The 25340-nt window shown below is 57.1% G+C and carries 24 protein-coding genes; 9 read left to right on the top strand and 15 right to left on the bottom strand.

Features of this window, described 5'->3' with window-relative positions:
- Nucleotides 1–3: 3 nt before the first annotated feature.
- The 4 genes from ACR0L4_RS06015 to ACR0L4_RS06000 all read right to left on the bottom strand — a co-directional run bounded on the left by ACR0L4_RS06015 (nucleotide 4) and on the right by ACR0L4_RS06000 (nucleotide 3931).
- Nucleotides 4–1386, bottom strand: coding sequence for an adenylate/guanylate cyclase domain-containing protein (locus ACR0L4_RS06015; RefSeq protein ID WP_480511362.1), 1383 nt, complete (start codon nucleotides 1384–1386; stop codon nucleotides 4–6).
- Between the two features lie 139 nt (nucleotides 1387–1525).
- Nucleotides 1526–2629 carry a site-specific DNA-methyltransferase gene (locus tag ACR0L4_RS06010; protein ID WP_170750124.1) on the bottom strand — a complete coding sequence of 368 codons (1104 nt, stop codon included), beginning with the start codon at nucleotides 2627–2629 and terminating at the stop codon, nucleotides 1526–1528.
- A 107-nt stretch (nucleotides 2630–2736) separates the two neighbouring features.
- On the bottom strand, nucleotides 2737–3354 hold the full coding sequence (locus ACR0L4_RS06005) for a ribonuclease HII (protein WP_480511794.1): 618 nt from the start codon (nucleotides 3352–3354) through the stop codon (nucleotides 2737–2739).
- A gap of 109 nt (nucleotides 3355–3463) precedes the next feature.
- Nucleotides 3464–3931: a hypothetical protein gene (locus ACR0L4_RS06000; RefSeq protein ID WP_170750126.1), complete on the bottom strand. Its 468-nt coding sequence runs from the start codon at nucleotides 3929–3931 to the stop codon at nucleotides 3464–3466.
- A 176-nt stretch (nucleotides 3932–4107) separates the two neighbouring features.
- On the opposite strand from ACR0L4_RS06000, the gene ACR0L4_RS05995 reads away from it, so the two are divergent.
- The 3 genes from ACR0L4_RS05995 (at nucleotide 4108) to ACR0L4_RS05985 (ending at nucleotide 6766) form a co-directional block, all read left to right on the top strand.
- On the top strand, nucleotides 4108–4395 hold the full coding sequence (locus tag ACR0L4_RS05995) for a hypothetical protein (RefSeq protein WP_170750127.1): 288 nt from the start codon (nucleotides 4108–4110) through the stop codon (nucleotides 4393–4395).
- The gene (locus ACR0L4_RS05990; protein ID WP_480511359.1) at nucleotides 4367–5068 is read left to right on the top strand and encodes a winged helix-turn-helix domain-containing protein; all 702 of its coding nucleotides are present in this window, start codon (nucleotides 4367–4369) and stop codon (nucleotides 5066–5068) included. Before ACR0L4_RS05995 ends, ACR0L4_RS05990 begins: the two co-directional genes overlap by 29 nt.
- A 105-nt stretch (nucleotides 5069–5173) precedes the next feature.
- Nucleotides 5174–6766 (top strand): DUF427 domain-containing protein, encoded by a 1593-nt coding sequence (locus ACR0L4_RS05985; RefSeq protein ID WP_480511357.1) that lies wholly within the window; start codon nucleotides 5174–5176, stop codon nucleotides 6764–6766.
- A 111-nt stretch (nucleotides 6767–6877) separates the two neighbouring features.
- Here the strand turns inward: ACR0L4_RS05985 and ACR0L4_RS05980 are convergent, their stop codons facing one another.
- The 6 genes from ACR0L4_RS05980 to ACR0L4_RS05955 form a co-directional block, all read right to left on the bottom strand.
- Nucleotides 6878–7672, bottom strand: a complete 795-nt coding sequence (locus ACR0L4_RS05980; RefSeq protein WP_480511355.1) for a DUF1217 domain-containing protein — start codon at nucleotides 7670–7672, stop codon at nucleotides 6878–6880.
- On the bottom strand, nucleotides 7669–8070 hold the full coding sequence (flbT, locus tag ACR0L4_RS05975; protein ID WP_170750131.1) for a flagellar biosynthesis repressor FlbT: 402 nt from the start codon (nucleotides 8068–8070) through the stop codon (nucleotides 7669–7671). Before flbT ends, ACR0L4_RS05980 begins: the two co-directional genes overlap by 4 nt.
- Nucleotides 8070–8444, bottom strand: a complete 375-nt coding sequence (flaF, locus tag ACR0L4_RS05970) for a flagellar biosynthesis regulator FlaF (RefSeq protein WP_480511352.1) — start codon at nucleotides 8442–8444, stop codon at nucleotides 8070–8072. The genes flbT and flaF overlap by 1 nt, the downstream gene beginning before the upstream one ends.
- A 77-nt stretch (nucleotides 8445–8521) precedes the next feature.
- On the bottom strand, nucleotides 8522–9763 hold the full coding sequence (locus ACR0L4_RS05965) for a flagellin (protein WP_170750133.1): 1242 nt from the start codon (nucleotides 9761–9763) through the stop codon (nucleotides 8522–8524).
- Nucleotides 9764–9972: 209 nt separating this feature from the next.
- Nucleotides 9973–10329, bottom strand: coding sequence for a flagellar biosynthesis protein FlgN (locus ACR0L4_RS05960; protein WP_480511350.1), 357 nt, complete (start codon nucleotides 10327–10329; stop codon nucleotides 9973–9975).
- Nucleotides 10319–10594 (bottom strand): rod-binding protein, encoded by a 276-nt coding sequence (locus ACR0L4_RS05955; RefSeq protein ID WP_480511348.1) that lies wholly within the window; start codon nucleotides 10592–10594, stop codon nucleotides 10319–10321. Before ACR0L4_RS05955 ends, ACR0L4_RS05960 begins: the two co-directional genes overlap by 11 nt.
- Before the next feature lie 112 nt (nucleotides 10595–10706).
- Between ACR0L4_RS05955 and ACR0L4_RS05950 the strand changes: the two genes are divergently transcribed.
- From ACR0L4_RS05950 to ACR0L4_RS05925, 6 genes are all read left to right on the top strand, one after another.
- Nucleotides 10707–11897, top strand: coding sequence for a flagellar hook-length control protein FliK (locus ACR0L4_RS05950; RefSeq protein ID WP_480511346.1), 1191 nt, complete (start codon nucleotides 10707–10709; stop codon nucleotides 11895–11897).
- 3 nt (nucleotides 11898–11900) lie between these two features.
- Nucleotides 11901–12563: a flagellar hook capping FlgD N-terminal domain-containing protein gene (locus ACR0L4_RS05945; protein ID WP_480511344.1), complete on the top strand. Its 663-nt coding sequence runs from the start codon at nucleotides 11901–11903 to the stop codon at nucleotides 12561–12563.
- Between the two features lie 119 nt (nucleotides 12564–12682).
- Nucleotides 12683–13489 carry a phosphotransferase family protein gene (locus ACR0L4_RS05940; RefSeq protein ID WP_480511342.1) on the top strand — a complete coding sequence of 269 codons (807 nt, stop codon included), beginning with the start codon at nucleotides 12683–12685 and terminating at the stop codon, nucleotides 13487–13489.
- A gap of 346 nt (nucleotides 13490–13835) precedes the next feature.
- The gene (locus ACR0L4_RS05935; RefSeq protein WP_480511340.1) at nucleotides 13836–15578 is read left to right on the top strand and encodes a type I secretion system permease/ATPase; all 1743 of its coding nucleotides are present in this window, start codon (nucleotides 13836–13838) and stop codon (nucleotides 15576–15578) included.
- Complete coding sequence (locus ACR0L4_RS05930; protein ID WP_170750139.1) at nucleotides 15575–16882, top strand: HlyD family type I secretion periplasmic adaptor subunit; 1308 nt, start codon at nucleotides 15575–15577, stop codon at nucleotides 16880–16882. Before ACR0L4_RS05935 ends, ACR0L4_RS05930 begins: the two co-directional genes overlap by 4 nt.
- Nucleotides 16883–17069: 187 nt before the next feature.
- Nucleotides 17070–19859 (top strand): bifunctional aconitate hydratase 2/2-methylisocitrate dehydratase, encoded by a 2790-nt coding sequence (locus ACR0L4_RS05925; protein ID WP_480511338.1) that lies wholly within the window; start codon nucleotides 17070–17072, stop codon nucleotides 19857–19859.
- Nucleotides 19860–19954: 95 nt separating this feature from the next.
- Here the strand turns inward: ACR0L4_RS05925 and mtnA are convergent, their stop codons facing one another.
- The 5 genes from mtnA to ACR0L4_RS05900 form a co-directional block, all read right to left on the bottom strand.
- Nucleotides 19955–21046 carry an S-methyl-5-thioribose-1-phosphate isomerase gene (mtnA, locus tag ACR0L4_RS05920; RefSeq protein ID WP_480511336.1) on the bottom strand — a complete coding sequence of 364 codons (1092 nt, stop codon included), beginning with the start codon at nucleotides 21044–21046 and terminating at the stop codon, nucleotides 19955–19957.
- 138 nt (nucleotides 21047–21184) lie between these two features.
- Entirely contained in the window at nucleotides 21185–22486 is a 1302-nt protein-coding gene (locus ACR0L4_RS05915) for an NAD(P)/FAD-dependent oxidoreductase (RefSeq protein WP_480511334.1), read from the bottom strand.
- Nucleotides 22483–23301, bottom strand: coding sequence for an ABC transporter permease (locus tag ACR0L4_RS05910; RefSeq protein WP_170750143.1), 819 nt, complete (start codon nucleotides 23299–23301; stop codon nucleotides 22483–22485). The genes ACR0L4_RS05915 and ACR0L4_RS05910 overlap by 4 nt, the downstream gene beginning before the upstream one ends.
- Nucleotides 23298–24188: an ABC transporter permease subunit gene (locus ACR0L4_RS05905; RefSeq protein ID WP_480511332.1), complete on the bottom strand. Its 891-nt coding sequence runs from the start codon at nucleotides 24186–24188 to the stop codon at nucleotides 23298–23300. Before ACR0L4_RS05905 ends, ACR0L4_RS05910 begins: the two co-directional genes overlap by 4 nt.
- A complete protein-coding gene (locus tag ACR0L4_RS05900; RefSeq protein WP_480511330.1) occupies nucleotides 24188–25315 on the bottom strand; it encodes an ABC transporter ATP-binding protein in 1128 nt (375 codons plus the stop codon). The genes ACR0L4_RS05905 and ACR0L4_RS05900 overlap by 1 nt, the downstream gene beginning before the upstream one ends.
- Nucleotides 25316–25340 lie beyond the last annotated feature (25 nt).

Here is a 25340-nt window from a genome sequence, read left to right as displayed (position 1 = left end):
CGTTCAGAGCACCCAGAGGTCCATAGGGCGCGCGACGCCCCGCACAGCCTGCCCATCGCGCTTCGCAAACCCGTCCAACACCGATTGGCTTGTCGGGCTTTCGCGCAAAGCCTGATCCCTCAATGCATCGCTGACCACAATCCGCGCCTGAAAATCGCGCGTCACCGCCTCAAGCTTCGCCGCAACGTTCACCGCATCGCCTATGACCGCGAATTCCAACCTGTTGGCGCCGATATCGCCCAAAACCACTTCGCCATAGTGCACGCCGATCCCAACATGAATTTCATCGTCACCCGCGCGACGCCGCTCAAGATTCCAGCGGTCGATCACATCGGCCATCGCCCGCGCACATCCCAGCGCGTTGCTGGCATCCAAAGGCGTCGGGATCGGAGTTCCGAATGTGGCCATCAAGCCATCGCCCAGATACTTGTCCAACGTGCCGTGATGGCGGAACACCTCGGTTTCCATCCGGGCATGAAATCCGCGCAGAACTTCAATAACCTCATAGGGATCGCGCCCCGCTGCAAATTTGGTGAACCCGACAATATCGATAAACAGAACAGCAATGCTTTCTTTGCGCACCTGTTTCAGCGGCTCGTCATTCTGGCTAAGCTCATCGACCACATTAGGCGAGAAATATCGAGACAGGTTCGCCCGTTCCCGCTCAAGCCCCGCATTGGTGATCAGCAACCGGTTCAATCGCCGCATCGACACGCCCAATGTCACGGCGACCATGACAAAAACGATGACTTGCTGGATGCGATGAGAGATCATGAAACTGTTGGGGTCCAGCCACTCGGCCACATCCGGATACCCCTGCAACGCCTGGGCCACCTTTTCACTCAGGCCCGGCATCGGAGTGGCAACCCACCATGCTATGACCCACCCCGCAGTCCAGACCATCGCGGTCCAAGTTCCAATAGCTATCACCGTCCGCCAGGAATAGGCCAACGTACCGGCTGCCAGAATAATGAAGAAATACTGGAAGTTATCGAAACGATACTGCATCGCCAACGGTCGCACGTCGTCGCTAAACGGGTTCGGTACAATCATCGCAAGGGTCATGATCAGCAGATCTGCAAAGATCAACAACAGTTCGGTGCGCGACTGCCCAACGCGACCTGCACGACGGATCAACCAGCCGTTTGCGCAGATCAGCAGAAGAATGAAATGGTACCAAAGCACAGCCCACTGAGGGTTCAGAAAAACCAGCAAAATACCGGTCAGCCCCATTGCGATCCATCGCGCTCGAACGGCAAGTTCAAGCCCTTCCTGCTTGTGCCGCTCCATCGCGGCTTCGGTGTATTTGTTGTCCAGTTCGACGGGATCAGGCTGGGTAAAGCCAAACCTTTCCAGACGGGACGGGTTGGCGGTTGTTTCGCTCATGGCTGGAATCTCTGTGGCGTTGTGGGGCGACATGCCCATGGAAACACCTAAATCAGGAAAACAAAAGACCCCGCCGAGATCGGCGGGGCAAGGCTAAGTGCCATGTGTCAGGCCACAGGCACCGGCGGTGTTGGTGAAATCAGTTGTGCATTTCGGCCCGGATCTGCTGGCGCAGCACATCAATCGGCACAGTCTTTCCATCGCGTTTGAAGCACCAGTACGTCCAGCCGTTGCAGGACGGGGCGTTCTCAAGATGCGCCCCAACCTGATGAATCGAACCCTTGATGTTTTGACCCACCAGCGTGCCATCAGCCCTGACCTTGGCCTTGTGGCGCTGGTTCATGGAATACAGTTCCTCACCCGGGCGCAGCATGCCACGCTCGACCAGTTGGCCGAAGGGAACGCGCGGCTCGGCGCGCTTGCTGGCGCTGACTTCCAGCGCTTCGCGGTCGAACTTGCGCACCTTGGCGATGCGCTTTTCGGCAACTTTGCGATAGCTTTCTTCGCGTTCGATCCCGATGAATTCGCGGCCCAGCATCTTGGCCACCGCACCTGTGGTCCCAGTGCCAAAGAAGGGGTCCAGCACCACGTCGCCCGGATTGGTCGAACCAATCAGAACCCGATGCAACAGCGATTCCGGTTTTTGCGTCGGATGCGCCTTGTCGCCGTTTTCGTCCTTCAGCCGCTCATGCCCGGTGCAGATCGGCAGCACCCAGTCGCTGCGCATCTGCACGCCTTCGTTCAGGGCCTTCAGCGCCTCATAATTGAAGGTGTATTTTGCGCCTTCACGTTTGCTGGCCCAGATCATCGTCTCATGCGCATTGGTGAACCGCTTGCCGCGGAAATTCGGCATCGGGTTCGACTTGCGCCACACCACATCATTCAAAATCCAGTATCCCGCGTCCTGCAAGGCAGACCCCACGCGGAAGATGTTGTGGTACGAGCCGATCACCCAAATCGCCCCATTGGGTTTCAGCAGACGGTGTGCCGCCTTCAACCAGTCTCGTGTGAACTGGTCATAAACTCCAAAGCTGCTGAATTGATCCCAATGGTCGTCAACCGCATCGACCTGAGAATTGTCGGGCCGGTGCAACTGGCCTTTGAGTTGCAAGTTGTAGGGCGGATCTGCAAAAATCAGGTCGACCGACGCCTCGGGGAGACTGTTCATCACCTCGATGCAGTCTCCGGAAAGAATCGTGTTGATAGGGAGCGCTTTTGCGCCCTTTTTGGTGGTCGTCGTCATATCACTGCCTCAAGTGTCCACGGCGCTTTTGCGCTCATTTGGTTGAGACTAGGATGAGTCAAAGACGAATCGCCGTCAATTTCTTTTTTGAATCAGCGACTTACGATTTACTCTTGATACAAGATATTGTGGACCGGCTTGAAGGAACGTCTATGGTGTGGGGTCACACCCAGATTTTGCAAAGCATCTTTGTGTTGTTTTGACGGATACCCGGCATTGGTCTCCCATCCATAGCCCGGATGCTGTTGCGCCAAATCCACCATCAGTTGATCACGCCAGTTTTTGGCGACGATCGAGGCTGCCGCAATCGACACAGAACGCGCGTCGCCTTTGACAACGGCCTGAGACGGAATTTTCATCCCGCGCGGAATCATGTTCCCATCAATAAGTAAAAAATCCGGCGCTGGGTCCAAGGCCGCAACTGCCCGCACCATCGCCAGATGCGAAGCGCGCAAAATGTTGATCTCATCGATTTCGGCCACTGTCGCCTCGGCTACCGTAAATGCGGCACTGGCCCGCAAAGCCGCATCCAATGCCGCGCGACGCCCTGCCGTCAGCTTTTTTGAATCATTCAACCCGTTCGGAATATCCCGAGGGTTCAGAATAACCGCCGCCGCCACGACAGGCCCGGCCAGCGGGCCGCGCCCGACCTCATCCACGCCAGCAATCCGAACATGGCCTCTGTCCATCAGGGCCTGTTCCAACTCAAAATTCGGTAACGCCATGGCACTGGCAAACCCGGTTTCATCCGTCACCGCAAGAAAAAAGAGAGGGCGACCTAGGCCGCCCTCTCCTGCGCGGTGCTTCTGTGGCACCACTCCTGCTCGAAAACTGTTACTTGTAAACCACCCGGTAACCGTGATGGCGCAGGCAGGCAGGCTCGTAAGCCTGCTTCACCTTTTTGCCATTCCAGAAACCGACCTCGCATTGTTGCGGCAGGCTTTTGACATGCTTGTAGTGTTTGTTCAGGCACTTCGTCTCAAGCAGCGGACGTTGACTGTAGCCGTCATGTGCGCGCAGGCAGCGTTGCGGCAAATCATACCGTGCCACGCGTTTCGGCAAAGGTTTAACCTTATGGCGATTGATCTGTGGTGTATTGTAGACTTGGTTGTACTGTCGTGCTGCTTTCTCGCGATCCTTGCGCTTTTCTTTGTTGTAGTAGTGGACGCCGGCACCAATCAGCGCAATCGCAGCCAGCCCCCCAAGAATGTCGCCAGTATCCGCAGCGCGCGCCTGCGACGCGGACACGCCAGTGATGGCCATGGCCGTCGCGATGATCAGAGCGATGAATTTCTTATGCATAGTGCATGTCCTTTCAGAGTTTGGGGCGACCTCGAAACGGACCGCGTCATTGATGCCCCAACTCTGGGTTCGCGCCCCCCGGACAAGCAATATCGACAACCTGCTATCGGATATCAGCGCCCGCAAACCCCTTTGGTCATTGAATATCAAGCTGACCCATGCGCAGGATGCAGCCTATGAAACAGATCATCTCTTCTCTGGCTATGGCGGCCCTGATATCGGTGGGCTCTGCTGCCTCTGCTGCGGATTGCTACGCGGATTACAAGGCCAAGCAGGACAATCCGCTGCGCCTGCATTACGGCGTGATGCAGGTGTCATCCTGCAACAAAGGGCAGGCAAAAAAAGAAGTCGCCCAGCGCCTGAGCGGATCAGGCTGGACTTTGCTGGATGTCCAGTCCGTGTTCGGGCCGGAAGGATTGGATCAAAGGAAGGCCAATGCCGGACAATTCTATCTCCGTTACTGAGGCACGGCGATCCGGTGTGCGCCTTGTCGGTCTGGGCATCGCCGCTATCGTTGTGATCCTGATCACCGCGGCCGTTTTCCTGTTCTGGACCTTGCCAGACGCCAATGCCTTCAACGCGCGGGTCGAGCGGCTGTTTGTCGAGGCCGACCTGACCTCGCAAACCGAGATTCGTCTTCTGGAAATTCTGGCCCAATCAGGCACAGCTTTTGCCGATACTCTGTCCAGCTACCGTATGGTCATCTATGTGCTGTTGGTATTTGCCTGCGCCATGATGATCTCGGCGCTGGTCTTTCTGGTCATGCTCGTGCTTTTGAACCGCCGTATGGCACAGATAGAACGCACCGGCATTCAGGTTACGTCCCTGTTGATCAGCCGCGAAGAGAACACCGTCTATCTCAACAACATGGATTTCAAACTGACACCTGCCGCCATGGAAACCCTGTCAGTGCTGGCAGAGTCCCGGCTGGATGACGAGGTCCTGTCCGGCGCACAGATCGAGGGGATGATCTCGGGCCGCGATGCTGCCGATTGTGACGAGGCTGCGGGGGCTACGCGTATCAAGCGGTTGCGTGACGCGTTGGGCAATCAGATGGTGAGCGAATTGCTGGTCAAGAATATCGCAAAAAAAGGGTACATGCTCTCTATCGAAAAAGACGTCATTCAGATGGTCTGACCGGCGGGAACCTGATGAGCGGGCCGTAAAATCCCTGCACGCCCTCTTGGCATACGTGCCTGGACAGCCCATTTTATGTGAACTCCGGGCAAGGGAGCGATACCCATGAACGTTCACGCCACACCAAAATCCAAAGGCTACGGTATTTCCGTCGATCAACTGACCGGCAGGATCGCCATCTTTCGCAATGGCACGCTTTTGGCCGAAAGCAGCAACGCAAAGGTGATGTATGAAACCCGGCTGCCGCCGACCATCTACATCCCCCGCGACGATGTATGTGTCGATCTGAGCACGGAAACCGACCTGCAAACCTTTTGCCCGTTCAAGGGAACTGCCACCTATCACGACATCAACTTGCCCGGCGAACGCCTGACCAATTCGGTTTGGGCTTACGAAGAAGCGCTGCCGGAAAGCACCGCCATACAGGGACACATCGGCTTTGTGCCCGGCGCCTACACAGACATCGATCTTGGCGACAATCGCCTGCGCGAACCCCAAGATGGAAATATCAGCGGCCCGCTGATCGACTGGCTGATGCGAGGGGCTTCTCTGTCGGATACACCGGAAGCTTTCACCAAAGCTTTGGCCGAAAAGATGCTGGAGCACGGTATCGCCATCCAAAGACTCAGTATTCTGGCCTGGTCGTTGCATCCCCTGATCGCGGGCAAACATTTCATCTGGGAAAAAGGCGAGAATGAAATCCTGACCCGCGCACCGACTTATGAGATTTACGACCACCCGGCCTTTATCAATAGCCCCTTGCGCCATGTCTCGAACGGACTGGGCGGTGTGCGCCAGCGGCTGGATGACAAAAACCCGCACAACAGCTTTCCCATCATGGAAGATTTGCGGGCCAAGGGGGCCACGGACTATGTCGCCATGCCGCTGCCTTTTTCCGACGGCCGGACCAATGTGTTGACCCTTACCTGCGATCACCCAGACGGGTTCACCACAGAAAACCTTGGGCTGGTGTTTGAATGCTCCTTGGTCATCGCCCGGTTCTATGAGGTTTTCATGCAGCGTGAAAACGCGCAGGTATTGTTGGAGACATATGTGGGCAAACGCACGGGAGCCCGCGTACTGGGCGGCGAAATCCGCCGTGGCGATGGGGACGAGATCGACGCGGCCATAATGTTCTGCGACCTGCGCAATTCCACAAGCCTCGAAGAAAGTCTGGGCAGGGCCGAATACATCAACCTCTTGAATGAGTTTTTTGAAACGGTCTCGGGCATCGTGGAAACCAACGGCGGCGAGGTTCTGAAATTCATCGGCGACGCTGTTCTGGCCGTGTTCCCAGCGGGCGACGAGCCCGCGCTGGCGCGTTCAAACGCACAGCGCACAGCCATCGAGATCGTCGAAAAACTGGCCGAACTGCGTGCCTCGGATGCCGACATTCATTGTGATTGCTCGATCGGTGTGTCGTTTGGGCGGGTGACTTATGGCAATGTCGGGTCGCGAGAGCGGCTGGATTTCACCGTAATTGGGCAGGCGGCCAACGTGGCCGCGCGTCTCGGAGAACACGGAAAATCAACCAACTACAGAATCGTGGTCTCTCAAGACATCGAACCTGCATGCACAAGCGCTGTCCCATTGGGGGATATCAAGCTGCGCAACGTGTCCCAACCGATTAAGTCCTACGCGTTGCGCACGACGGCCGATACGCCAGCCCCAGGTGACACTGGCAGAGTTCCTTCCTGATGACTTTCAGCTGAACACGGATAAGGACTTGTTTGTCATGGTTTGATATGAGGAGGGTCGACATACCTGTTCTGTCGTGTGTCCCGGTATGTGGCCATCAGACCGACAGCGTCAGCCACCACTCAAAAGTATCAAAGCCGTCTGCGCCGGGGACACCGTGTTTTGCAGCTGAGCGATCTGATCGCGCGCCAGATAGGTGTCCGTCAGCTTTTCCACAGCATTTGGATCGGTAAATTGCGCCAGATCATCTGATCCGGTCAATCCAGACAGACGCTCTTTGAAAACCTCCAACTGCCGGTCCAGATCAATCTGCGCAAAAGACGTCGGCAACCCCAGTGCTGTTTCCATCATGCTGCGCAACGGTGGCAGGCCCATCAAGTCGAACCATTTTGTGTCGGCGCTGCTCTCGCTGGCTGCCAATTCACTCAAAGCGTGCTGGGCGAACAAGGATATCCGCATTGTTTCATCAGTTTCCCCAACCGAGACCTCGAACCGGGAGACGAGATTATCCTCGGCGACTATTTCCATGTTCGTGATCAGGCTTGTCTTTCGCACTTCTCCCGGGCCGAACCCAAACGCTTCGGAAAACTCACGATAGCGCTTGTCGGACAACCGATTGGACAAGGCGTCTTCGGCTCGGGTGCCATCTTCCAGAACTTTTTGAATGAAGAAACGATTGTCGATATCCGCTTCCAACCCGAACGCCCCCAGCGCCACTTGCAGAAGACGACGATCCGACACCAAATCTTGTGCAGTCTCAACCTTCCCGATGTTTTCCAGGAAGTACTGCGTCTCTCTCTGATTGACGTTGGCGTTTGTGAAGCTTTGCAACTGATTGTCATAGGTGCGCTGCAGGAAGCGCCAGCCGACAATCCCGCCGGAAGGTATGACGGGTTGGAACGTCATTGCTGGTAAGCCATCAACCGCTCTTCTCGCGGCAGCAAAGAGCGCAGGGATTTCAGGCACTTATAGTATTGCTCAGCCACCAGTGCTTCGGTTGCTTCACTCAAGACGCGGCGGCTGTCCGCATCCGTGAACACCTGGCTCAGTTCTTCTACGCGACGCAGCAATTGTTGGCGCGCCTGTTCAGCGTCCATATCACCAGACAAAACCAGCTGAGCGGCGTAGCAAACCCGGCGCACCGGGGTCGTGACTTCATCTGGATGAATGGCATCGCGCAGCCGCAACACATTGGCCTGAGGTGTCATAATCGAGAAGCGGCTGCGCCGGTCCCCATTTTCGATCACCACTCCGTTGATCAGCACCCTTTCTTTCGGTGCCAGTTTGAGTACGAGCCCCCCCATCAGGCGGCCCTCATCTGACGTAGTCCGCGCAAAACAGCCATGTTGATTTCCAACAAAGGTTCGACCGTCGCGGCGTTTCCCAGTACTTGCGTGCTGTGTTGTTCGGTAAACTCGGCCAGATAAAAAATCCGCGCGCGCAGTTCGTTTGGCAGTGAATTGTCCGCATCAGCAACTCCGGTTGCCAGCACAGTCCACAAGCGCCTGTTTTCGTGCAGAGCTTGTACAAACCCCGCAAAATCCGTCGCCTTCCGGGCTGCTGCCGCCTTGAGACGATGAGTAATCTTCGAAATCGCCTCATACTCCGTGTCCCGCGGCGTGCGTGTCGGAGCGGCAGATTGCGCGTAGGCGCGTTGAGCTTGGCTTTGCAGTGTCACTTGAAATCCTTCCAATAGGCCGTCGTCAGGCGGTCAGGATCGGGGCGCGAAACTCACGCCCCGACCGGGTTCCGGCTTTAGCGGAACAGAGACAGGATCGACTGCGGGGCCTGGTTGGCAATCGACAGCGACTGGGTGGCCAGCTGCTGTTGCACCTGCAGGGCCTGCAGACGAGCGGAGGTCTCTTCCATATCGGCGTCAACCAAAGACCCGATCCCGGACTTGAACGAGTCTGTCAGGTTGGAAATGAACTCTTTCTGAGTTTCAATCCGACCCTGTGCGGAACCAAAGGCTGCCGATGCATCAATTGTGGTATCGATCAGCGTTTCGATTGTTCCCAGAGCGGCAGCCGCACCTGCATCGGTCGATACGTCAATGGATGACAAAGCGCCAAGACCGCCTGCACCAGCGTTGGTAAACTGCGCAGAGACTGACACATCCCGATCAGCAGCATCGACACCCGTGCCGGTAACAAACGACAAGGTACCTTCAGCGGTGGGATCATAGTCAATCGACAAGCCCTGAATCCCCAAGGCTTCGATCTGGTTTTTCAGGCCAATTGCGACAACCGCATCAGTATTGGCTGCATCATAGGTGCCAGAAGGATCCAGGTCAGAGTCTTGCACCGTGTACGAAACAGTCTGATCGCCAACAGTGATCGATACACTGTCGCCAACAGCGAAATTGTCGGTCGAACTGTCAATGACAATTGTCCCGGACCCGGTGTCCTTGTCCATTGTGAAACCTGCGGCGTCATTGTCCGTAGCCGTGTTGTCAGACCCTGCCAAAACGGCTTTGCTGACATATCCACCGGTAGACAGGTCCTGACTGGCAACAGATATGGAGGACGCAGTTACACCGCCGGATGCGTCACGGTCCAAAGACGAAAGAATGGAGGCCGTACCAGCCGACCCATCCACAAGGTTCAGACCGTTGAACTGGGCGGCTCCCACAACCGAAGCGACCTGATCCCGCAGTGCTGAGACGTCTTCGTTAATCTTATCGCGATCAACGTTATCCTCTTGCGCAGAAACAATCTTTTCTTTCATCTGCGTTAGCAGGTCCGTTACGGTCTCTGCCGCGTTTCGGGCCACCGCCACCGTGGATTCACCCAACGAGAGGCTGTCTTTGATAGCGTTGAACCCTTTGACGTCCGATTCCATCACTTTTGAAATCGCCCAGACCGCCGAGTTGTCTTTGGCCGTTGCGATGTCTTTGCCGGTCGAAATCGCATTCTGCGTCTGCGCCAGGTTCTTGTTGACGGATTTGAGGGTTTGAAGCGCGACCATTGCGCCATTGTTTGTCAGAATACTGGACATAGATGTCATCCTTTTCCGTTCGGGCCTTTTGCGCCCATGATCACCCCGCATGAGAGGCGGGCATTGATGTCTTTCTGACCTATGCGATGTGCCGTCCGGCCTGTCGCGCCACCCGCTGTTTCAGGTGCATCACCACTTTTGGCGCCGATCTCCTAACGGAGTGCTAAAACCAAAGGGCTCGAAATTTCGGATTTGAATCAACTCTGCTTCTATGCGCGTTTTTCAAGTTTGGCCCGGCTGCGCACAGCGAAACCGCTGCGCTGACCGTCCGCTCCGTACGTGCTGAACTCATGACGCACGCGGCGCAACTCGGCCATGCGGCTGGCAACAGCCCGAATCCCGTCGGCTGCGCTGTTCAACAGCGCCTGATTGCGTTCAACTTTCTGATGCACCCGAATCAAGTCGTCACTGCTGAGCACCTGCAGATCATTGAGTGCTCCGATCAGCTTTTCCTTTTCCGGAACCATGTGGTTCAAGCGATCCAAATCTCCTGCGACAAGGGCGGTGCGCTCAAGATCAAGGACCTCTTCCAGCGATTTGATCAGCAGATTCGAATCATGTTTCATTGGAATGCTCCGTCATGGATTGGAAAATAAGTTCGGACAGGCCAACCCCACCAGACTGTGCCAGCTGCCGCGCCTGTTGCTGGACAAGAAACGAGGAAAACTGGTCCTCTCCGGCTCCGCCACCGAAGGCGTCACGCGTTTCGCCCAACCCCGAAGACTTGAGCATTTCGGCCAGAAATGCCGCCTCCAGCTCAACCGCCGCGGCGTGCAAGCGTTCTTTGGTTGACGGCAGGTGCAGAGGGGTCTGGGACGGCGGGATCTTCATCGCTTTCTCCGAAAATTGCTTCGAACTTTTTCGATCAAAGAGGAAAGCAGTTAAAATAAACGTAACTTCCTGCGGGCAGATTGGCGGTCAATCACGACGGAGACGGAGCAAAATGCCCAACCCGCTTACACTTACACCATCGACGCACACAGCCGCCCCAAAGCCCGAGACAGAACAGCGCAGTGCTGAAAAGTCGACGCGCTTTCAGGATGTGATGGAGAATGAAGATCCGACCATCGAATCTGATGTCGAGGTGGAAGAAGATGCCGAGGTCGAGCTGGACGTGGTCGTGAGCGAGGGCGACACAGACGACGTGCCGACCGACCGCCATCAAGTGTCGGCAGAAACACCCGAACCCCCGGAGAACCGGGGTCCTGTCCCGGTTCCAGAGTCCATTGAGCTGAACAACACTGCTCGGGAAGCGACAGGTTTGCCGACGTCAGAAAGCAATCCAGTCGTCCAGAACACCCAAGTCATCGGCAAGGGAGCGCACGACCCCATCCCAACGCCTGATACCGCAAAAATCGAAACACCGCAGCACGCTCTGGCGCATCCCGGGATCGAAGCGGCAGGCCAAAAACCGGCCAGCGGATCAAGTCCGATATTTCCTGTTCCTACGCATCCTACCCATCAGCCCAACACTTTTGAACCCACCCGATTGACGAAAAACAGACCCCTGCCAGACAGGCCCGGTCCGAACCCAACAGTGGCTCAGCCGCACGTGCAGGAACGCATACCCACGATGGCACAAATGCAGGTCATGGTCTCAGCCCAAGCACAAGAGACCGACACGACAGGCTCGATTGGCGAGGTCGACGGCGTGCTGGCACCAAGAGACGCAGCGTTGCCCCAAAACACACGCGAATCTGTGTTTGCCACGCTGGTTTCAACACAATCTGCCCGAGCCGACGTAACACGCGCCATAGCCGGGCAGATGGCGGCTGCAATTCAACAACGCTCAGGCTCTGGCGTGGTTGAAATTGCGTTGAACCCGGAAGAGCTTGGGCGCGTTTCAATCGTTCTCAACGGGCGCGAAGATGGTCTGCACATGAGCATTGCCGCAGAACGCCCGGAAACGCTGGATCTGATGCGGCGGCACATCTCTGTTCTGGCCTCCGAGTTCCACAAGCTTGGATATGGCGACATCTCGTTTGATCTGGGTACCTCGGCTGATGCGCAACACGATTCGGGCAACTCCAAGACCGGATCGTTCGGCGAGAGCCAATTGAGTGAAGAAGACGGCCCGACCGGACCCGTAGTTCCCCGTATCGGCCCCGGCCGCGGTATAGACATGAGGCTTTGAGCTATGATCACGCCAGCAACTCAGGCGCAACACAACCCGTCGGCCCGAACGCCAGAAACAGCGCAGGCGTCAGCCTTGTCCTCGGATTTCGAGACTTTTTTGCTGATGCTCACCGCTCAAGCCCGCAACCAGGACCCTTTGGAACCCCTGGACTCGTCCGAATACGCATCGCAGCTCGCCCAGTTTTCGATGGTTGAGCAGCAGGTCCAAACCAATGATCTGCTGTCGTCGCTCACTGCGGCCTTGGGCAGCATGGGGCTGGATGAACTGTCCAGTTGGGTTGGAATGGATGTGCGAACCGAGGCCGCCTTTCAGTTCAACGGTCAACCTGTAGCTCTGTTTGCGCAGGCGGACGCGGCGGCTGATGCGGCCTTCATGGTGATCCGCGACGCAAACGACACTGTGATCGACCGCATCCCGGTGAACCCGGACGATACCGAGTTTGTCTGGGCTGGCACAGATGACTCTGGCGGCCCTTTGGCCGTAGGCAGCTACTCCGCGTCACTTGAAAGCTACAAAAACAACGAGCTGTTATCCGACCGTTTGGCCGCCGCCTATGGTCGAGTGCTAGAGGCGCAAGTCGCGGATGGATCGGTCCGGCTTTCGCTGGACAGCGGTGCCGTTGTCTATACCGATCAAGTCACCGCCATCCGAACCGGAACTTGATCTGATGGGGCAAGCAGTCCAAACCTTGGCACACACGATTCGTTTGCTGACCGGTACCGCTGCTGCCCGATTTCACCTCTCCTCCGCCAGACTTGATCGCACAGCTATGTGCCCACGGTGTGCTGCAGGGCGCAGCGCATTTCGAGCCCTTGTTCGGAGGGCGGACCAACCAGGTTTGGAAGGTGCTGGGAGAAAGCGGCGACAGGGTTCTGAAACTCTACCGCACCGAACTGCGCAATCCTATGTTCCGCAATGATGCGAGACTGGAGGCGATCTGCCTCAAAGCACTTGAAAACGAAGGTTTTGTACCTCAATTGCGGGCAACCGGGCAACACTGGGGCAACGATTGGGTGCTTTATGATCACGCACCGGGCCTCCCCTGGAAACAAGACACCCGCTGCGTTGCGTCACTATTACGTAGGCTGCACGCCTCAACGGGTTCAATCCCGCTTCCCAAAGGGCGCAATGGCAGTGCGGACCTGGCACGCCACACGATGGAATTGCTTGGGCTGTGTACTTCACGTTTCAAAGAACACCTGATGACCCTGAGGCCAGATCGGCCGGTACCACCAACTGAACGAACTTGCCTGATCCACGGAGATCCTGTGGCCGGAAACATTCTTGTGGCAAGAAAAAGCCTGACCCTGATCGATTGGCAATGTCCCGCGATCGGTGATCCTTGCGAAGATATTGCCCTGTTTCTGTCCCCGGCTATGCAACACCTGTACCGGGGATCGCCACTGAGTCCGGGTGAAGAAGCCGAGTTTCTAGGTGCGTACGCTCAACCCGAAGCGGTCAGCCGGTACCAAGCGCTGCGCCCGTGGTATGGATGGCGGATGGCCGCCTATTGCTTATGGCGCGTTGAGAACGGGTCAACCGACTATGAAGAGGCCTTGCAACTGGAGCTTGGGATTTTGCAGGCGTAGCGCATCTACTTTAACGAAACCATGGCGTCATCCTGATCACCGCACCCACATTCGCGCCTCGAAACCACCGGCTTTTGCACTTGGTTTGGTGTATTTTGCGGCTTTGACTGGATATGCGATCACGCCGCATTTCCGCCCTTGTTTCTGGGCCTGCATGGCCGCAGTCCGAATCCGGCCCCACGGCTTTCATTTTGCGCATTGACCAACGTCCTTGTCTGTTTGTGTGGCCAGTTTTCGCTGGTCCTTCGATTCCCCGGTTGCATACCACCACTCTTTATTTGAGAGTCCGTTCGCGGTAAAAAACACTCAGCCGCATCAGGCATGACTTCGCGTCGGGGACATCAAATTGAAACAGACAAACCGCAAACCGCCCAACCCGAGGCGAGAGCTTCAGAAAGTGCGCAATCAGGGCGCGTCCTTTCTGGGAATTGCATTCCTGTTCAGTATCTTCGTCAATTTGCTGATGTTGACCGGTCCCTTGTTCATGCTGCAGGTCTATGACCGCGTTCTCAGCTCGCGTTCGGTCGAGACCCTGACGGCGCTGTTTCTACTGGTCGGGTTGCTCTACGGCTTGATGGCGATGCTGGATTATGCGCGCGGGCGCATCGTTGCGCGGTTTGGTGCAAAGTTTCAGTCTTCCTTGGATGAGCGGGTCTTTGACGGAACCATCCGGCGTGCTCTGTATCCTCAAATCCGGTCTGCTCCTGCAACGGCCCTGCGCGACCTGGAATCCGTACGCTCTCTTTTTGCGTCACCTGTGTTTCTGGCGGTAATGGATATTCCCTGGACACCGGTCTTTCTGGCCGCGATCTTTCTGTTTCATCCGCTTTTGGGATGGCTGGCCGTTGCCGGTGGAACGCTGTTGATCGTCATTGCATTGCTCAACCAGATCCTGACGCGGCACAAAGTGGCCGAGTCACAGGTGGCATCAGGTCGTGCCAACGCATTTGCCGAACAGGCCCGGCAAGCGGCCGAGGTGGTACGGTCGCAGGGCATGCAAGGCGATGTCACACAACGCTGGCTGACACAGCGCTCCAACGCTTTGACGCAGAGCATCTCGGCCAGCGACTGGACCGGCAGTTTCACCTCATTGACGAAGTCCCTGCGCCTGTTTCTGCAATCTGCAATGCTGGCCCTTGGCGCGTGGCTGGTTTTGCGAAACGAAATGACGGCAGGGGCCATGATTGCTGGATCCATCCTGTTGGGTCGGGCCTTGGCGCCGGTGGAAATGGCCGTCGGTCAATGGGCCCTCATCGAAAGGGCTCGCACAGCGTGGTCCCGGCTGGGCAGGTTCCTGGATGAAACCCCGCCAGAGGTCGAAAAAACCAAGTTGCCAAAGCCCCAGGCCCACCTCGTCGCCAAAGGCCTGACCGTTGTCCCCCCGGGTGTTCAGAAACCGACCCTGCGCAACGCGTCTGTAAACCTGGAACCGGGCAAAGCTCTGGGAGTGATCGGGAAAAGCGGGTCGGGCAAGACCACTCTGGCAAAGGCGCTTCTGGGTCTGCTTGCCCCGGCAGCAGGCGAGATCCGGCTTGGCGGCGCAACATTGGATCAATATGCGGCGGACGATCTGGGCCACTATATCGGTTATCTGCCGCAGCAAGTGACGCTGTTCAACGGAACAGTGACCGAGAACATCGCAAGAATGTCTCAGAGCCCGGATGACGCGGCTGTTGTGGCCGCCGCTAAAAAGGCCAATGCGCATGAGCTGATCATGTCACTTGAAAAAGGCTATGACACCTTCCTCGAAGGCAATGACAGCCAGCTGTCCGGGGGTCAGAAGCAACGGATTGCACTGGCTCGTGCACTCTATGGAGACCCCGTTTTGCTGATCTTGGATGAGCCGAACTCCGCCTTAGACGCGGACGGGACCGAAGCCTTGAACAGGGCCGTGCGCAGCCTCAAGAAAAGCGGAAAGTCGGCCATTATCATGACCCACCGCCCGCAGGCGATTTCCGAATGCGACGATCTGATCGTGGTCGAAAAAGGCCAAATCGTCAAAGCAGGCACCCGGGATGAGGTTCTGGGCTCGATGGTGCAGAATGCCGGTGCAATCAAACGGCACCTCAACAAAGTAGGTGAGAAATGAGCGACCGTGCCGCGCGCCGCGTCTGGCGCATAACGTTTCCCGCAGCAGTGGGCTTTTTGGCGCTGATCATTCTTGTTGTCGGTTTGGGCGTCTGGAGTATCCGAACGCAATTGGCCGGGGCGATCATCTCGCAGGGTGTGATTGAAGTACAAAGCAACCGTCAAGTGGTCGAGCACCCGGATGGCGGTGTCGTTGGTGAAATTTTTGTCCGTGACGGCGATGAGGTCGAAAGCGGCGATCTGTTGCTGCGACTGGACGATACCTTCATGGCGTCGGAAAAAACCGTTGTTGAAACGCAGTTGTTTGAACTGCTCGCCCGGCAGGCCCGGCTGGAAGCTGAACGCGATGGCGCGACATCGGAACAGCTGGCCGAGAAACTGCGGGCCGTGCAGGAACGGGAAGCGATCGGGCCCGAGCTGATTGCAGGTCAACAACGTCTTTTCGATGCCCGTATTGAAACGCTGACCCAGCAAACAGAACAACTGACCCGACAAAAAACACAGATTGAAAGCGAGATCACAGGGACCGAGGCGCAATTGACTGCTGCGCGCAGGCAAGTTGACCTGATACGCGAGGAACTGGAGGATCAGGAAAACCTGTTGGAACGCGGCCTGACCCAGGCCAGTCGCGTGTTGGCCTTGCAGCGCGAAGAGGCTGATTTGACCGGGGCAATTGGGCGGCTGGAAGCAACCATTGCTCGCTTGAATGGGCAAATATCTTCGACCGAGATTCAGATTCTGGAACTGAATGCTGCCAGACGCGAAGAAGCGATTACCACACTACGGGATGCGCAGTCACAGATTGCCGAGCTTTGGGAACGCCGCCTGTCACTGACCGAGCGTCTGTCACGGCTGGACATTCGGGCACCTGTTTCGGGGACGGTATACGACAGCCAGGTGTTCGCTTTGCAATCGGTCATTCAGCCAGCCGAACAGATGATGTATGTCGTTCCGCAGGACACCCCCCTTCTGGTCGCGGCAAAAGTGGATGCGATCCATGTCGACCAACTGTTTCGTGGGCAAGCTGTTGCTTTGCGCTTTCCCAGCTTCAATCAGCGTGAAACTCCTGAATTGGACGGTCAGGTCATCAATGTCTCGGCGGATACGTTTATTGACGAGGCAACGGGTTTCACCTTCTACCGTGCAGAACTGGTTCCGGACGAAGGGCAACTTGATCGCTTGAATGGGCAAACTCTGCTACCGGGCATGCCGGTTGAAGCAATGATCAAGACGGATGAACGCACACCTCTGTCTTATCTGACCAAACCGCTGACCGACTATTTCAACAGGGCATTCCGGGAATAGGGCGTTGTGTAGCAAACTCAGCGTAGGCCGCGGGATACGCTGACTGGGGCAACCTGTCTCGGTCTGGTGTCTTGCAATTTCCAGAAACTTAGTATACCGCGGCATACAAAATGCGCACCGGGGTGCCAGAATCCCTTTTGACCCCGTGCGCTCAAGCACCTTCTAACGCTAATACGTCGGGATAGCCATGAGCCTGTATACTGATTACCTTGCTGAAATCGAAACGCGTAAAGAGCAGCGGCTGAACCCCAAACCCATCGAAGACGCGTCGCTGACCGAAGAAATCGTTGCCCAGATAAAGGACACAAGCAATCCGCACCGTGCGGACTCGTTGAACTACTTTATCTACAACACCCTGCCTGGTACCACCAGCGCAGCCGGCGCCAAGGCGAAGTTCCTCAAAGAGATCATTCTGGGTGAGGCGGTTGTTCAGGAAATCTCTCAGGCGTTTGCCTTTGAACTGCTGTCACATATGAAAGGCGGCCCCTCGGTCGAGGTTCTGCTGGATCTGGCCCTCGGGCAGGATGCTGACATTGCGGCGCAGGCGGCTGAGGTTCTGAAGACTCAGGTCTTCCTCTACGATGCCGATACCGACCGCCTGAAAGCTGCGCTTGAGGCTGGCAGCCCGGTTGCCCGGGATATTCTGGAAAGCTATGCAAAGGCCGAGTTCTTTACCAAGCTTCCCGACATCGATGAAGAGATTCAGATCGTCACCTATGTCGCCGCCGAAGGAGACATCTCGACCGACCTGCTGTCACCCGGCAATCAGGCGCATTCGCGCTCGGATCGGGAACTGCACGGCAAATGCCTTATCTCGGAAAGGGCGCAGCAGGAAATCCAGGACCTGAAAATCCAGCACCCCGACAAGCGCGTGATGCTGATTGCGGAAAAAGGCACCATGGGTGTGGGTTCGTCCCGGATGTCTGGTGTAAACAACGTCGCGCTGTGGACGGGTCAACAGGCCAGCCCCTATGTGCCTTTCGTGAACATCGCCCCGGTTGTTGCGGGCACAAATGGCATTTCACCGATTTTCCTGACCACCGTTGGCGTGACCGGCGGTATCGGCATCGACCTGAAAAACTGGGTCAAGAAAGTCGACGAAGACGGGAACGCGATTCTGAACAATGACGGAAACCCGGTCCTTGAAGAGAAGTACTCGGTTGCAACAGGCACGGTTCTCAAGATCAACACCAAGGATCAAAAACTCCTGAGCGAAGATGGTGAAGAACTGGTGGACGTGTCGTCGTCTTTCACGCCGCAAAAAGTGGAATTCATGAAGGCGGGCGGCTCTTACGCTATCGTCTTTGGCAAAAAGCTTCAGACATTCGCGGCGGAAACGCTGGGGGTAGAAGCGCCTTTGGTCTTTGCGGCATCCAAGGAAATCAGCCACGAGGGTCAAGGCCTGACCGCGGTCGAGAAAATCTTCAACAAGAACGCCGTGGGCGCAACGCCAGGCAAGACTTTGCACGCCGGTTCGGACGCGCGCGTAAAGGTCAACATCGTCGGTTCGCAGGACACCACCGGTCTGATGACCGCGCAGGAGCTTGAGGCGATGGCAGCAACCGTCATCTCACCGACCGTCGACGGGGCGTATCAGTCCGGCTGTCATACCGCGTCGGTCTGGGATCTTAAGGCGCAAGCGAATATCCCGAAGCTGATGCAGTTCATGCACAGTTTCGGCCTGATAACGGCCCGTGACCCCAAGGGGGACTATCACGCGATGACCGACGTGATCCACAAGGTCCTGAATGACATCACGGTCGATGATTGGGCGATCATCATCGGCGGTGACTCGCACACACGTATGTCCAAGGGTGTGGCCTTCGGGGCCGACTCGGGCACCGTTGCGTTGGCGCTGGCGACGGGTGAGGCGACCATGCCGATCCCGGAATCTGTCAAAGTGACCTTCAAAGGCACCATGGCCGATCACATGGATTTCCGCGACGTCGTGCACGCCACGCAAGCGCAGATGCTCAAGCAGTTCGGGGACAACGTGTTCCAGGGCCGTGTGATCGAGGTGCATATCGGAACCCTGCTGGCCGACCAGGCCTTCACCTTCACCGACTGGACCGCCGAGATGAAAGCCAAGGCCTCGATCTGTATCTCGCAGGACGACACATTGGTTGAATCGCTGGAAATCGCCAAAAGCCGCATTCAGATCATGATCGACAAGGGTATGGACAATGAAAACCAGACCTTGAAAGGCCTGATCGACATCGCGGACAAGCGGATTGCCCAGATCAAATCCGGTGAAAAACCTGCCCTGTCGCCTGATGACACTGCAGAATACTTTGCCGAGGTGGTTGTAGACCTGGATGAGATCAACGAGCCAATGATCGCGGACCCGGATGTGAACAACGCGGATGTGTCGAAACGCTATACCCACGACACCATTCGCCCGATTTCATACTACGGGGCTGAAAAGAAAGTGGATCTTGGCTTTGTCGGGTCCTGCATGGTTCACAAAGGCGACATGAAGATCGTGGCCCAGATGCTGCGCAATCTGGAAAAGACCACCGGCAGCGTCGAGTTCAAGGCTCCGCTGGTTGTTGCCGCACCGACCTACAACATCGTCGATGAGTTGAAGGCCGAAGGGGACTGGGACGTGCTTCAGAAATACTCGGGCTTTGAGTTCGATGATTTTGCCCCCAAGACCGCTGCGCGCACCGAGTACGAGAATATCCTGTATCTCGAGCGCCCCGGTTGCAACCTGTGCATGGGCAATCAGGAAAAGGCGGCCAAGGGTGACACCGTTCTGGCGACCTCGACCCGTCTGTTCAAAGGCCGGGTTGTCGAGGACTCGGCTGATAAAAAGGGCGAGTCTCTGTTGGCTTCGACTCCGGTCGTCGTGCTGTCGGCCATCCTGGGCCGAACTCCGACGGTCGAGGAGTACAAGACATCCGTTGAAGGTATCGACCTGACCAAGTTCGCCCCGCCGCGAGAAAAGAACGCGGCAACAGCGTCGGCGCATTACTAAGCCCGCGCCCACTTAGGCTCTTGTCCCTTGCTGCGCGCGGTCGTTGAACGACCGCGCGCAGATGTTTTCAGGGCCGTTTTGCCGGTGTGTTGTAGCTATTGCCCTTTTTCCGGGAACATGGCCGCCAAACCCTCAGCACTGGCGGGGCAGATACCCCGCTCGGTGATCAGGCCTGTGACAAGCCGGTTTGGCGTGACGTCAAACGCAGGGTTGCCCACGTCCGAGCCATCAGGAATGACGCAAACATCACCAAGGCCCGCATCCGTCATGCCGAAAACATGCGAGATTTCTCGATCCGCACGATCCTCGATCGGAATCTCGGCAACCCCGTCGCGCAAGGTCCAGTCGATGGTTGGTGAGGGTAGTGCCACGTAGAACGGCACATTGTTGTCATGCGCGGCCAACGCCTTCAGATAAGTGCCGATCTTATTGCAGACATCACCCGTGGCTGTCGTGCGATCCGTACCGGTGATCACCAGATCAACCAGACCGTGCTGCATCAGGTGCCCGCCCGCATTGTCCACGATGTATTGATGGCTGATGCCATGCTCGCCCAGTTCCCACGCGGTCAGCGCGCCCTGATTTCTGGGCCGGGTCTCATCCACCCAGACATGGATGGGCAGACCCGCATTATGCGCCTGATACATCGGGCTTGTAGCGGTGCCCCAATCCACGGTCGCCAGCCATCCGGCGTTGCAATGGGTCAACAAACGCACCGGCTCGCCCGCCGGTTTGCGGGCGGCAATCTCTTGGATCAACGCAAGCCCTTGTTCGCCGATGCGGCGGTTGATCTCGACATCCTCTTCGCAAATCTCGTCTGCCAGGGCCCATGCCGCGTCTGCGCGCTGATCCGCAGACAAGGGTATCAAGACGTCCCGGCACCGCTGCAAAGCCCAGTTCAGGTTCACAGCTGTCGGGCGGGTTGCGTTCAACACGGACGCAGAATGTTCCAGGTTGGGATTCGAGGGATCACGCGACATTGCCTCGGCCATGCCATAGGCTGCTGTTGCTCCTATCAATGGCGCGCCGCGCACCCACATTTCACGGATCGCAACCGCAAACTCTTCGAGCGACGAGAGTCTGGCAATCCGGAACTCATGCGGCAGCCAGCGTTGATCAATTATTCTGACTTCGCCACTTGGGTCGTCTCGCCAGATCGAGTGGTAGTGGATACCGCCAATTTTCATGTTACGTCCTCCGATCCGGATCCTCTGGCGCACCGTACAGATCGGGCCCCATCCATTCCGGCACACGTTCCAGTATTTTCACCCAAGCCTCAAGCGCCGCTGAGTTGTTTTCACTCGGGACACATAAAACCCGAACGATCAAAGATCGGCCAATGCCATGGCAGCATATGCAGGTGGCATCAGGACGCGCCGCCAGCCCCCCAGTGGGAAACGCCCTGGAATCTTGGTCATGACCTCGGGCAACCCGCTGTCGTGCCCCAACGCCAACCGTGCCAAAGCCCGCCCACTATATGTGCCCATTGCAACGCCATTGCCATGGAAGGCAAATCCCGCCAACAGCCCGGTTTGTTCCGGGATCGGCCCAACATAGGGCACCAAGTCCCGCGACAGGCAGACCATGCCAGACCAGCTATGAGAGATGTCCACCCGAGACCACGCCGGGAACATGCGTCTGAAATCGCTCTGAACCTGTTGCCGGATCGCCGTTTCGCGCCGAGGCGACGACCACAACCCGCCGCGCATGCCAAACAGGAATCGCCCATCCGGCATCAGGCGAAAATAGTGCAGCAGATGGCGCGTATCGTAGGACATCTGGTCCGAGGTCCAGCCTTGATCCTCCTGTTCAGCCCTCGACAATGGTCGGGTGACAAGCACTGTGGATTGGGCCGGCATGTAGCGGCTGGACATCCACGCCGGAATATCTTCGCTGGAATACCCATTGGTGCAGATCAAAACCTTTTCGGCCCGGATCTGACCCTTGGGGGTTCGCAGAACAAACCCGGTCCCGGTCTTTTGCACCCCAAGAACGGGGCTGCACTGAAAGAACACGGCACCCCGCGCCTGCGCAGCATCGGACAGGCCAAACAGATACTTGCGGGGGTTCAGGCCAAACCCGACCCGAGAGGTATACCCCCCAAAAAACGGCCCATTCAGGCCCAACGCGGGCAACTCTGCCGCTTCATGCAAGGTACCGTCTTCTTCGGCGGTGCGCCGCAGCTTTTCCATGGCGCGCCGAGAATGGGCCAGCTGGGTTTCACCGTTTGAATGCCGGTCCACGTCGATTTTGTGGCGATCCAGAAGGTCCGAAACCAAATCTACCGCATTGCCTTCTGCTTTGGCATAGGCCTGCGCGGCAGCCTGACCAAAGCGACGCGCCATCAACTTGTGGCTCAGCTTTGAGCCACCCAAACAGCAGAACCCGCCATTGCGCCCCGAGGCACCCCACCCCGGTGTTTCAGCCTCGCACACGGCGACCGACGTGGAGTTTTCGGCCAGATGCAAAGCCGCAGACGCTCCGGTAAAACCTCCACCAACAATGGCGACGTCAACCCGCAGATCACCTTGCTGTTCGGGCCAGTCCGGGCTGGGTATGGTTTCATCCCACCAGCACCCCTGCCTTGGCCCTGCACCATAGGTGTAGTCTGGAAAAATCCGTTTCATTCGACGCGAACAGCAGCCATCTCGTCCTGTTTCTGCCGCATCATGGCGCGTTTGGTCACCAAAGAGGCCGTGATGACACCGATTGTCACAACCGCGATCATCATCGTCGACAGCGCGTTGATTTCAGGGCTTACGCCCAGTCGGACTGCCGAGAATATCCTCATCGGCAAGGTCGTCGCAGAGGGTCCCGAGGTAAAGGAGGCAATCACCAGATCATCCAAGGACAAGGTAAACGCCAGCAACCAGCCTGAAATCACGGCAGGCGCAATGATCGGCAGCGTCACCAGACGGAACGCCTGCGCGGGCGAACAGCCCAGATCCAGCGCGGCCTCTTCCAGTGACTGATCAAAGGTCACAAGGCGCGAGGACACGACGACCGACACAAAGCACATCGAAAAGGTCGTGTGCGCCAAAACGATTGTCAGGATGCCCCTGTCCAACCCGATGCCGATGAACAGCAGCAACAAGGACAGGCCAGTGATCACCTCGGGCATCACCAGCGGGGCATAGATCATGCCAGAGAACAGCGTGCGGCCAAAGAAACGCCCACCCCGAACCAAGACGTAGGCTGCGGCGGTGCCAAGAATGGTTGCGATTGTCGACGAGAACACCGCAACGCGCAGGGTCACCCATGCGGCATCCAGAAGCTGCTGATTCTGGAAAAGCTCGCCATACCATTTGGTCGAGAAACCCGCCCAGACCGTCACCAGCTTGCTTTCATTGAAGCTGTAGATGATCAGGATCAGCATCGGGATATACAGAAATGCAAACCCCAGCGTCAGCGAGACCGCATTGAACCAGCTCAGCCTGTTCATTGCTCAGCCTCCGTCTGCTTTTGCTGATTCCGCTGGAACAGCACAATCGGGATCACGAGGATCAACAACAAAACCACGGCCACAGCACTGGCCACAGGCCAGTCGCGGTTCGAGAAGAATTCCTCCCACAGCACTTTACCGATCATCAGAGTGCCGGACCCGCCCAGCAATGAGGGGATCACGAACTCGCCGATCACGGGGATCATGACCAAGAAGCAACCCGCGATGATACCGGGACGCGACAGCGGGATGGTCACCAGCCAAAAGGCCTGAATACGGGAACAGCCAAGGTCTTCTGCGGCCTCGATCAGTGATCCGTCCATACGCTCCAGAGACGAATAGATCGGCAGGATCATGAAGGGCAGATAGGTGTAGACAATCCCGATATAGACCGCCGTATTGGTGTTCAGGATGGTCAGCGGGGTCGAGATGATACCCGTCCACAGCAGAAGCTGGTTCAGATAGCCTTCGTTCGACAGGATGCCCATCCAGGCATAGACGCGGATCAGAAAGGACGTCCAGAAGGGCAGGATGACCAGCATCATCAGCGTCGGTCGCCATTCCTCGGGCGCGCGCGCCATGCCATAGGCGATCGGGTAGCCCACCAGCAACGTGAAGAAGGTCGAGATCAGGGCGATTTTGACGCTGGAAAGATACGCTTTCCAATACAGGTCATCTTCGGTCAGCCAGACGAAGTTTTCGAAATCCAGCTGGCTGAAAAACTCTTTGATACCGGACCACCCCTGCGACAGGTCCAACGTCGGTGTATAGGGCGGAATTGCCAATTCGGTGTCGGACAGAGAGATTTTCAGCACAATGAAAAACGGCACCATGAACAGCGCCAGCAGCCAGACGTAAGGAACGGCAATCAGAAGGGCGCGGCGCATCAGTTCGCCAGCAGAACCGCGGCCGTTGCTGTCCAGGACAGCCAGACCGGGTCTTCCCAAGTAAACGACCGACGCGAGATGCGGCGTGTGTTTGCGGACTGCGCCTTGATGACCGTGCCGTCGGGCAATTCGACATAATAGGTCGACAGGTTACCCAGATAGGCGATGTCCAGCACCTTGCCCTGTACCGCATTGATGGCCTCGGCCGGACGGTCTGCCGAGATCGTCACTTTCTCGGGCCGAATTGCCAGATGGCAGGATTGACCGTTCGAAAACTCCCGCGCCGAGGTCCCAGTCAGAGGCGCCTGACCTTCGGCCCAAGCGATCTGATACGTGTCCTCGCCGGTCGATGTCGTCCGGCCTGCGATAATGTTCACGTCCCCTATGAAATCCGCGACATAGACCGAATTCGGGCTCTCATAGATCCGGTCGGGTGTTGCGACCTGCATCAACTGCCCCTGATCCATAACGGCCACGCGGCTGGCGACGGTCATGGCTTCTTCTTGGTCGTGGGTAACGATCACAAATGTTGTGCCCGTTTTTTCCTGAATATCCATCAATTCAAACTGGGTGTCCTGCCGGAGCTTTTTGTCCAGCGCTCCCAACGGTTCATCAAGCAACAGCAGTTTTGGCGCTTTGGCCAAGGACCGCGCCAGCGCCACCCGTTGTCTCTGACCGCCCGAGATCTGATGCGGTTTGCGCCGCGCGAATTGTTCCAGACGGGTCAGGCGCAACATCTCTTCGACCCGGTCTTCAAGGTCATGTTTGGGCATTTTGTCCCGGCGCAGACCAAAGGCGATATTGTCCCAGATGCTTAGGTGAGGGAACAGCGCATAGGACTGGAACATCATGTTCACCGGGCGCTTGTTCGGTGGAACCGAGTCAATGTCCTGACCGCCCAGCATGATATGCCCTTGGGTGGGCGTTTCGAACCCCGCCAGCATGCGCATCATCGTGGTCTTGCCGCAGCCGGATGGCCCGAGCAGGGCGAAAAACTCCCGCTCAAAAATGTCCAGCGACAGGTTATCGATGGCTGTGAAGCTGCCGAACCTCTTGGTGACATTCTGGAACTGGATCAAGGGTTTCGCCTGCGGGTCTTCCCACGGCGTAAAGACATCAGCGTTCAAATCGGCCCCCGTTTGTCTGTACGGA

Source organism: Ruegeria sp. AB5, from assembly GCF_056542645.1.
Note: the sequence above shows the minus strand (reverse complement) of the source record. Positions and strands in the feature narration are given on the sequence as shown.